This window comes from Bradyrhizobium sp. AUGA SZCCT0222 (assembly GCF_018130205.1).
In the GTDB taxonomy this organism is placed as follows: domain Bacteria; phylum Pseudomonadota; class Alphaproteobacteria; order Rhizobiales; family Xanthobacteraceae; genus Bradyrhizobium.
Genome location: NZ_JAFCLX010000091.1, coordinates 1 through 9,199, shown reverse-complemented (window position 1 = coordinate 9,199; position 9,199 = coordinate 1). Strand labels below are relative to the sequence as shown.

Annotated in this window: 7 protein-coding genes; 3 read left to right on the top strand and 4 right to left on the bottom strand. The window is 62.7% G+C overall.

Features of this window, described 5'->3' with window-relative positions:
- Nucleotides 1-986 precede the first annotated feature (986 nt).
- Together JQ629_RS36695 and JQ629_RS36690 are read left to right on the top strand one after the other, a co-directional pair.
- Nucleotides 987-2,375, top strand: a complete 1,389-nt coding sequence (locus JQ629_RS36695; protein WP_212416757.1) for a cation diffusion facilitator family transporter — start codon at nucleotides 987-989, stop codon at nucleotides 2,373-2,375.
- Nucleotides 2,376-2,580: 205 nt separating this feature from the next.
- Complete coding sequence (locus JQ629_RS36690) at nucleotides 2,581-4,881, top strand: sensor histidine kinase (protein ID WP_212386820.1); 2,301 nt, start codon at nucleotides 2,581-2,583, stop codon at nucleotides 4,879-4,881.
- A 6-nt stretch (nucleotides 4,882-4,887) separates the two neighbouring features.
- Here the strand turns inward: JQ629_RS36690 and JQ629_RS36685 are convergent, their stop codons facing one another.
- A complete protein-coding gene (locus tag JQ629_RS36685) occupies nucleotides 4,888-5,784 on the bottom strand; it encodes a LysR family transcriptional regulator (RefSeq protein WP_192734320.1) in 897 nt (298 codons plus the stop codon).
- A gap of 534 nt (nucleotides 5,785-6,318) precedes the next feature.
- Here JQ629_RS36685 and JQ629_RS36680 point away from each other — a divergent pair.
- Nucleotides 6,319-7,485, top strand: a complete 1,167-nt coding sequence (locus JQ629_RS36680) for an acyl-CoA desaturase (protein WP_249135537.1) — start codon at nucleotides 6,319-6,321, stop codon at nucleotides 7,483-7,485.
- Nucleotides 7,486-7,570: 85 nt separating this feature from the next.
- Here JQ629_RS36680 and JQ629_RS36675 read toward each other — a convergent pair whose 3' ends face one another.
- The 3 genes from JQ629_RS36675 to JQ629_RS36665 all read right to left on the bottom strand — a co-directional run.
- Nucleotides 7,571-7,771: a hypothetical protein gene (locus tag JQ629_RS36675; protein ID WP_212416756.1), complete on the bottom strand. Its 201-nt coding sequence runs from the start codon at nucleotides 7,769-7,771 to the stop codon at nucleotides 7,571-7,573.
- Nucleotides 7,772-8,561: 790 nt separating this feature from the next.
- Complete coding sequence (locus JQ629_RS36670; protein ID WP_212035330.1) at nucleotides 8,562-8,756, bottom strand: hypothetical protein; 195 nt, start codon at nucleotides 8,754-8,756, stop codon at nucleotides 8,562-8,564.
- Between the two features lie 50 nt (nucleotides 8,757-8,806).
- Nucleotides 8,807-9,199: hypothetical protein (locus JQ629_RS36665; RefSeq protein ID WP_212416755.1), on the bottom strand; the 393-nt coding region annotated here is incomplete at its 5' end.

The following is a 9,199-nucleotide window of genomic DNA, read 5'->3' as shown; positions in this document are numbered from 1 at the left end:
GTTCGCCCCTTGCCGCCAAGCGCTCCCTTGCACGAGCTAGACGCAGGTTCTTGCCCAGCCTCGTCGGGCAAATCACTTCCGATTAGCAGAATTCATGTCAAACCCAAAATTTCCGAAAGTCGAAAATATTTCTCTTCCCTTCACCCCCAAATCACCTGCACACCTCATCCATCCCGTCCCAATGAGAGGGGCGCTCGCGATCGTCACGAACGTGGGACGGGGTGCGGTGGACGCAGCAGCGTCGCGCGCGATACGTGGCTGCAGGGTGAGATGAACCTCATGAGCGGCACACGGCGCGCAAGACGAGCGATGCCAACGCCCGAATGGACCTGAAGCGAAGACGGGCCGCGCCCGGCGAAGCCAAAGGCGAAGACGGGAATGCTGCGTACGGCAAAACCGTGTGGTCCTGGCACCCGTTGCTGGTGTCAAGTTTGCGGAGGCAAGTCGAACCCGACCGGGTCTCGATGAGCCGTCAATCCGCAGACGACGGTGACAAAAAGGAACTCGTCACCGGGGAGAGCACGGCATAAGCCGTAAAGCCATTGCGCAGGGAATGTCGGATCGCCTCCGCTGCCCTGTATGCTCGTGTGCACTTTCCTTTGTGCAAACCGCACACGAGACCGCGGGTGCAGCGTGCATCCGGCATTCCCTGCGCCCTCTCTTGAGAGGGCGGGAAGATTTCAAGCAAGACTCGGGCGCAATGCGTCGCGAGATCGCGGAGCCATATGTTGCCGTCGTCCCGGCGAAGGCCGGGACCCATAACCACAGGGAGAAGTTTTGCGAAAGGTCTCTGCTACCGAGGCTTCACCGAGAGATCACGCGGTATGGGTCCCGGCCTTCGCCGGGACGACACAACGGATAAACCACCGCAATGGCGCTCTCTTAATTCAGAACAATTCGCAACAAACCTGCTTCTGCAAACCAGTTGCGACTGGCGCTGTGGATGGGCGCTTGATGTTGACGGACGCCCTGCTAAACCGCCGAACATGACATTAACCCACGCCCGCGTTTCCAACCTCAAGACCAACGTCGCCGCGATCTCGATTTTTGCCAGCGCCGGCATGGCGGCGGCGAAATTCGCGGTCGGGATTGCGATCGGCAGCCTGGCGCTGATCTCGGAGGCCCTGCACTCCTCGGTCGACGTGGTCGCGACCATCATCACCTGGCTGGTGGTGCGCGTATCCGACCAGCCGGCCGATGCGGAACATCATTACGGCCACGGCAAGTTCGAAAGCCTGTCGGCGCTGTTCGTCATCGCGCTGCTCTATGTGCTGGCCGGCGGCATTCTGGTGGAATCCTGGAGCCGGCTGCGCGACGGCGCGCCGCCGCCGACGCTGTCCGCCATTCCCTTCGTGGTGCTGGTGATCGATATCGGCGTGAATTTCTGGCGCGCGCGGGCGCTGCATCGCACCGCGCGCGAAACCAAGAGCCAGGCGCTGGCCGCGGACGCGCTGCATTTTGCTTCCGACGTGCTGGGTTCGATCGCCGTCATCATCGGCCTGGTGCTGACCGGCTTCGGCTATGCCTGGGGCGACACGGTGGCGGCGATCGCGGTCGCCGTGATGATATCGCTGCTGGGCTTGCGGCTCGGACGATCCACCATCGAAACCCTGCTCGACCGCGCGCCGGAAGGCGCGGCGGAGAAAGCCACCGCGGCGATCCGCGCCCTGCCCGGCGTGGTCGGCGTCGAACGGCTGCGCGTGCGCATGGTCGGGCCGACCCATTTCATCGACGCCATCGTCAACGTGCCCCGCACCACCCCGATCGACCGCGTCGAAGCGATCAAGCGGACCGCGCAGGCGGCCGTCAGCCAGGCGCTGGGCGATGCCGATCTGACGTTCACCGCGGTGCCGGTGGCGCGCGACAATGAGAGCGTGCGCGAGCGCATCATGGTGATCGCACGCAATTCCGGCCTCGCGGTCCACCATGTCACGGTGCACGATCTCGGCGGAAGGCTGACGGTCAGCATCGACCTCGAAGTCGACGGCGACATGGTGCTATCAGCGGCGCACGACATCGCCCATGAACTGGAGCGCAGCATCCGCGAGGATTTTGGCGAGGACGTCGAGGTCGACACCCATATCGAGCCGCTGGAACCGGAACTGCCCCACGGCACCGACGCCTCACCCGAACGGGTGGAAGTCATCAAGGCGGCGCTGGCGGGTTTCGCGGCCAATGGCGCCATCCATGACATCCATAATGTGCGGGTGCGCGACACCGACGCCGGCGAAATCGTCAACTTCCATTGCCGCGCCGCGCCGTCGATGAGCGTCATCAAGGTGCATGAGAACGTCGACGAGATCGAGCGCGCACTGCGCCGCGCCTTCCCGACCATCAAGCGCGTGATCAGCCACGCCGAACCGCCTTATCTGTGAGCTGGACGTACTAATACGGACGCGTTCCTGTTTCGGACTCTTTTTGGAGTCCCCGATTCGCCGTTGGACAAGATTTATTTCATATTAACGAATCGTTGACTCTCGACAGCCCGGGAAAAACGGATTCAAATCGCTGTGATTCGGAAACGACGTGGGGTTCTTCCGAACGATGTGAAAAAATTAATTTCGGCGGGGGTTTATTAGCATGGCGCGCGCGCATGCGGCGAACGCGTGTGTCCAATCCGACTCGATCAAGGGATTGGCGCAATCGATCGCTAAACCGGCTTACCACAGGCTGCTCATCGCCGAGCCGGCGCTGCGACGCGCCGTGCCGACCCTGATCATTGCCTTCCTGATCACGATCTGCCTCGGCGCGGTCGTGCAGGTGATCGACCAGACCCGGCAGAAGCGCGCCGCGATGAAGCGCGACCTTGCCGCCGTCACCGACCTCATGGCCGAACGCATCGATCGCCTCGCCTCCGTCCGGCAGGATCGCGCCCTCACCATCGACCGGCTGCAGAGCCTGCTGCCCGAACTCATTCCCTCCTGGGGCAACGCGGCCGGCCGCCATTTCATCATCACCGGGGTTGAGCATCGCGTGCTGGCGCGGATTCCGGTCGAAGGCCTCAGCGGAAGCGACCGCGTGCTCGACGTGATCTCCACCGCGCAACTGCTCGCCGCGCCGGCTCAGCAGGGCGTCGTCAACGACATGACGCTGCCGAGCGGCAACGGCGCGCTGGCGATTTCGCGGCTGGTCAAGGCGCTGCCCGGCCAGGTCATCGTGATCCAGGAGAAGAGCGATCCGCTGTGGGGATCGGACGCGGCGCTGTCGATGACGCTGTCCGCCACCACCGGCTTCGTCGTGCTGATCCTCGGCTTTGCGTTCCACTGGCAATCGACCCGCGCCCGCGAGGGTGACCTGATCAATGACGCGGTGCGCGGCCGGATCGACACCGCGCTCAACCGCGGCCGTTGCGGCCTGTGGGACTGGGACCTGTCGCGCGGGCGCATTTTCTGGTCGCAGTCGATGTTCACGATGCTCGGGCTCGACTCCCGCAACGACCTGCTGACGTTCGGCGAAGTCAACGCGCTGGTGAAATCCGACGACATCGATCTGTTCGCGATCGCCGATCAGCTGATTTCCGGCAAGCTCGACCATATCGACCAGACCTTCCGCATGCAGCACACCGGCGGTCACTGGATCTGGCTGCGGGTGCGCTGCGAACTCAGCCAGGCCGCCGCCGACTCTGGCCTGCATCTGATCGGCATCGCGGTCGACATCACCGAACAGAAGAGCCTCGCCGAGAAAACGGTCGAGGCGGATTTGCGGCTGCGCGACGCGATCGAGACCATTCCGGAAGCCTTCGTGCTGTGGGACGCGGAAGACCGCCTGGTGCTCTGCAACTCGCATTTCCAGCGCCTGCACAAACTGCCTGACTCGGCGGTGACATCAGGCACCTCCTATGAAACCGTGATCGAAGTCGGCAGCATGCCGGAGGTCCGCACCAGGCTGCAGGAGACCGGCGCGCAAGCGCCGGGAGCGCGCACCTTCGAAGCACAGCTCGACGACGGCAGCTGGCTGCACATCAGCGAACGCCGCACCAAGGACGGCGGCTACGTCTCTGTCGGCACCGACATTACCCGCATCAAGGAGCACGAGCAGAAGCTGGTCGAAAACGACGCCCGGATGCGCGCCAACGTCCTCGACCTGAAGCGCTCGCAATCCGAACTCGCCGACCTCGCCGAGAAATATTCGCAGGAGAGGACCCGCGCCCAGGAAGCCAACCAGGCAAAATCAAAGTTCCTCGCCAATATGAGCCACGAACTGCGCACACCTCTGAACGCCATCATCGGTTTCTCCGAGATCATGGGCAGCGGCATGTTCGGCGTGCTCGGCTCCGACAAATACCAGGAGTACTGCCACGACATCCTGACATCGGGAAAATATCTGCTCGAAGTCATCAACGACATCCTCGACATGTCGAAGATCGAGGCCGGCCGCATGAAACTCGACATGGAGCCGCTCGACCTGTCGAACATTCTGGCGGAGTCGCTGCGCGTGGTGTCCGGGCGCGCGGAAGACAAGCATCTGACGCTGGACGCCGATATCGAAAGCACCATCTCGGTCATGGCCGACCGCCGCGCGGTCAAGCAGATCTTCGTCAACCTGCTGTCGAACGCCGTCAAATTCACCCCCGACGACGGCCGGGTCACCGTGCGCGGCCAGGTGCTCAGCGATTCCATCGTGCTGGTGATCGCCGACACCGGCATCGGCATCGCTCCGGATTCGCTGCGGCGGCTGGGCAAACCGTTCGAGCAGGTCGAAAGCCAGCTCACCAAGACCTATCAGGGTTCGGGCCTCGGGCTCGCCATCGCGAGATCGCTGACCAGTCTGCACGGCGGAACGATGCGGCTGCGCTCCAAGCTCGGCACCGGAACGGTGGTGCGGATCAAGCTGCCGCGCGAGCCGCAAAAGCCGAGCGCAAAGCTGTCGGTCGCAGCCTAGCCGGCCTCAAGCCGATTCCAGGGTCGGCGCGACTTCGCGGGCGATCTGCACCAGGGCTGCGATCAGCGGCGTCATCGGATCGCGCTGCGGGACCACCATGCCGATGCTGTAATCGACCACGGGATCGACGATCGGAATGCTGCGGACGGTGTCCGCGAGCCCCAACGTCTCCGCCAGCTTCGCCGGCATCACGCTGGCCCAGCGCCCGGTTTTGACGTGGGTATAGAGCACCAGCAGCGAGTTCGACGTCAGCGTCGGCATCGCCTCGGCGCCGACCGACGTCAGCGCGCGGTCGATGATCCGGCGGTTCTGCATATCCGGCGTCAACAGGCACAGCGGCACCTGGCCGACTTCCTTCCAGGTGACCTGCTTGCGATCGCCGAACATCGCGTCCGGCGCCGTCAGCAGGCGGTAGCTCTCGTTGTAGAGCGGAATGGTGCGAACCTTGCCGATCGGTTCGTTCTCGATATAGGTCAGCCCGGCGTCGACCTCGAGATTTTCCAGCAGCCCCAGCACCTCGGCCGAGGTGCAGGACCGGATCTGGAAACGCACATCGGGATGGCGCGCGCGGAACGGCGTGGTGAGCTGCGCCACCATGCCGAGCACGGTGGGGATTGCCGCCAGCCTGATCTCGCCGGAGAGCTTGTCCTTGAGGCTGTTGATCTCCTGCCGCATGGCGCGGGTGTCGCCGACGATCCGCCGCGCCCAGTCGAGCGTGCGTTCGCCCTCGGGCGTGAAACCCTGAAAGCGCGAGCCACGCTGCACCAGCATGACGCCGAGGATTTCCTCGAGCTGCTTAAGGCTCGTCGACATGGTCGGCTGGGTGACACCGCACGCCTCGGCGGCGCGTCCGAAATGCCGCTCCTTTGCGAGCGCCAGCAATAGTTCAAGCTTATCGAGCAAGAAGGCCTCAGTGAATCTGGTCGGTTAACCCCATCGTCCCGCGGTGACAAATACCACGGCCACCGCTGGACCCATACGTCAAAGCCGAGCTCCAATCACGCGGTTTCGGAGCTCATTGGATACTGATATCGCCCGATTTTCAGGTCCTATCGGGCGAGCGGCATGGAACGGGTTCCCAATAATTTGGAACAATTCCAATTCCGATCAGGGCGCGGGGCCGGCCGTCATTTCGCCTGCCCTTTCGCCTGCCCCGCGCCCCTTTCGGCCGGAGTGCGACCCACGGCCTCAGGATCGGTACCGGACATTGCCTTGCGCCGCCGGCTGGCCGGAACTATTTATGGTGATCGAACTTCGGCCGACCGACTTGGCCCCGCCCATAGTGCGCGTGACTGACGAGCCTCAGCCCACTCTCGACTAACATCGTCCGGCCCCTCAGCGGGTCTTTAACCGGTGGATGCGATCATCACCTCGTCCATCAGCCGTGAGTCATGCCCGGCAGCGCCGGCATGCGCCAGGGAGCCAAGTACGCACTTCATGTCCGACAAGCCAGACAATGCCGACGCCCAAACCGCCGATGCGCATGACGACATCATGTACCCGTCCGCGCTGCCGTTCATCGTGCTGCACCTCAGCTGCTTTGCCGCGTTCTGGACCGGCATCACCTGGCAGGCCGTCGCGATCTGCGTGACGCTGTACTGGCTGCGCATGTTCGCGATCACGGCGGGATATCACCGCTACTTCTCGCACCGCTCCTATTCGACCAGCCGGCTGTTTCAATTCGTGCTGGCGTTCCTGGCCCAAAGCACCACCCAGAAGAGCGTGCTGTGGTGGGCCGCCAAGCATCGCCATCACCATCTGCATTCCGATACGCAACATGACGTGCATTCGCCGCGCCACAAGGGCTTCTTCTACAGCCATGTCGGATGGATTTTTTACCGGCAGCACGACCTGACCGATCTGGTCAAGGTGGCGGATTTCGCGGCCTTTCCGGAATTGAGGTTCCTGCACCGGTTCGAGCAGCTGCCGAGCGTGATCCTCGCGATCATCTGTTTCCTGATCGGCGGATGGTCCGGCCTCGTGGTCGGTTTCGTCTGGAGCACGGTGCTGCTCTATCACGCGACCTTCTGCATCAATTCGCTGGCGCATGTTCACGGCCGCAAGCGCTACGTCACCGGCGATGATTCCCGCAACAACTGGCTGCTGGCGTTCTTCACCATGGGCGAAGGCTGGCACAACAACCATCACGCCTACCAGAGCAGCGCCCGCCAGGGTTTTCGCTGGTGGGAAATCGACGTCACCTTTTATATCCTCAAGGCGCTGTCATTCGTTCGCGTCGTCCGGGACCTGAAGACGCCGCCCGCCGAGGTGCTGCGCAACGAGCAGCGGCTGGGTTCGCGCGTCATCAATCGCGCCGCCGACGAACTCGTCGCATGGTTCAATCCCGAGCGGATTGCGCTCGCCGTTTCATCGGCGCTGCATTCGTCCGAATTGCTGGCGTTGCAGGAGACGCTGAGCCAGGCCCGGTCGCAAACGGCCGAAGTACTGGCGTCGTTCCATCCGAGGATTCCCACGCGCGACGAATTGCTGGCGCAGGCGCAGGCCATGTTTGCGCGCACCCGCTCGCTCGACGAGATCGTCGATCGCGCGCACCAGCTCCTGCTGGGCGCGGTCGGCTCGCAGCTGATTGCGGTGCGGGCTTAGGAAAAAGCGGCGGAATGGATTCCGCCTTCGCCCGTTGGGCTACGGCGCGACAAGTGCCATTCCGCCCTGCAAGCCATTCAGACTATCAGAATCCAATGGGGCCGAGCGCCCTGATCGAATCCATAGTCAGATAGCCGGGGAACGGCTTCCACCAATCCGGCGCACCGGTGCCGGAGCCGCCGGTCGTGGTGGTGGTGGTCGGCAGCTTATCAAACGCCGATTTCAAGCCGCCTCCACTGATCAGATCCAGCTCATCGATGCGCAGTTCATGATTGACCTTGGTCATGGCAAGTCTCCATCCGTTGGCGCAAGCGATCATCGCTCGTTGTGATCGCAACCTATGCCGGCAAGGCCAACTCTTCCGTGACTGTCGTCACGTGAGCGCCGCGCGGGGCCCAGGACAGGCTGCGGGGCCATCCGCCGACCAGCAAAGCGGCGGAATAGTTGCTGCCTTCCGCCTTCTGTTCCGCTTTGCGCAAAAGTTCCGACATCCATGGTGTGCGGTCAAAAACATTCTGCCTTGCGTGAGCACTATTGATTGGCACTTTCGCGTAATAGCGCGCATCCTTCCCTTATCACCGCCCTGCCCGTGGCACCCTTCGGTGACTGAGAGTTCGGTAACACTCCCGCCTACGGTTCGAGGTCAGTTCATGGATCGATTGATCCGCGAACGAGATCTCGCTCGCAAAGCGCTGTCCGGAATGACCGACCCAGTGAAACGTCAGCGGCATTGACGCTCTGACGGGCAAGTGAACGTCCGCCGCGACCGCACGATTTGAAACCAGCTTGATGCTCGCAACATCGACTGGCGGGACTGCAAGCGATCAACCCTGTTGGAGGATGTCATGGACACAAGTATTGGATCAACGTTCCTTGCATGCGGGGGGATATTCGTCCTCTCGTTCGTTGCCATCTGGGCATTCTGGTATGTCGAACGATTGCGCGGATCGAGCGCGCCTCACGTCTAGAGCCACGGGTCTGTCGCTGCGGTGACAATCCGCTTCTTGCCGCCCGTCAACCGGTAGCGAGATGGTGAGAGGCCGGCCGTGGCTGGCATCGCGGCGGGACCCGACGCGTTAAGCGGGCTCCCAGCTTCCGAACGGAATTGAAACCGTCACCCCGCCGGCGGTGCAGTTGGCAGCGCCGAGTGTCAGGGTACCCGCGCTGGTTTTGATCATCGTCGTGGTTCCTACGCACACGTCTCCTTTGCCAAGACCACCGCTGACGGCATCGAGTGCATGGTCGTCCAAGGCAGGCATGTTCGAAGTCATCGCTGTCTCCATCGTCCGACAACGGACAATCCGTTGCCGGACTGACAGCTTCATGCCGGCCGACGACCGCGGCTGTGCGCACCGTCACGGACAAGCGCTGGTTGTGCCAGGTCGTTTCGCTTGCCCTGCTGTTCCGATTTGAATTTCAAACAGCCCACCAACGTCATTGCGAGCGAAGCGAAGCAATCCATTCTTTCTTCGTGCGGCGGCATGGATTGCTTCGCTGCGCTCGCAATGACGACAAACGCAATTTCGCGTTCTCGCGGCACATCGCGCCCGAGCTTTGCTAGAAATTCCGCGCCCCCAAAATTCAGAGGGCGCAGGGAATGCCGGATGCGCGCTGCACCCGCGGTCTCATGTGCGATCGTGCATAAGAATGCTGCACATGAGCATACAGGGCAGCGGAGAACATCCGACATTCCCTGCGCAATGGCTTTACGGCT

Coding starts and splice junctions, on each gene's coding strand:
- JQ629_RS36695 (WP_212416757.1), top strand. CDS start 987: ATGACATTAACCCACGCCCGCGTTTCCAACCTCAAGACCAACGTCGCC.
- JQ629_RS36690 (WP_212386820.1), top strand. CDS start 2,581: ATGGCGCGCGCGCATGCGGCGAACGCGTGTGTCCAATCCGACTCGATC.
- JQ629_RS36680 (WP_249135537.1), top strand. CDS start 6,319: ATGTCCGACAAGCCAGACAATGCCGACGCCCAAACCGCCGATGCGCAT.
- JQ629_RS36675 (WP_212416756.1), bottom strand. CDS start 7,771: ATGACCAAGGTCAATCATGAACTGCGCATCGATGAGCTGGATCTGATC.
- JQ629_RS36670 (WP_212035330.1), bottom strand. CDS start 8,756: ATGACTTCGAACATGCCTGCCTTGGACGACCATGCACTCGATGCCGTC.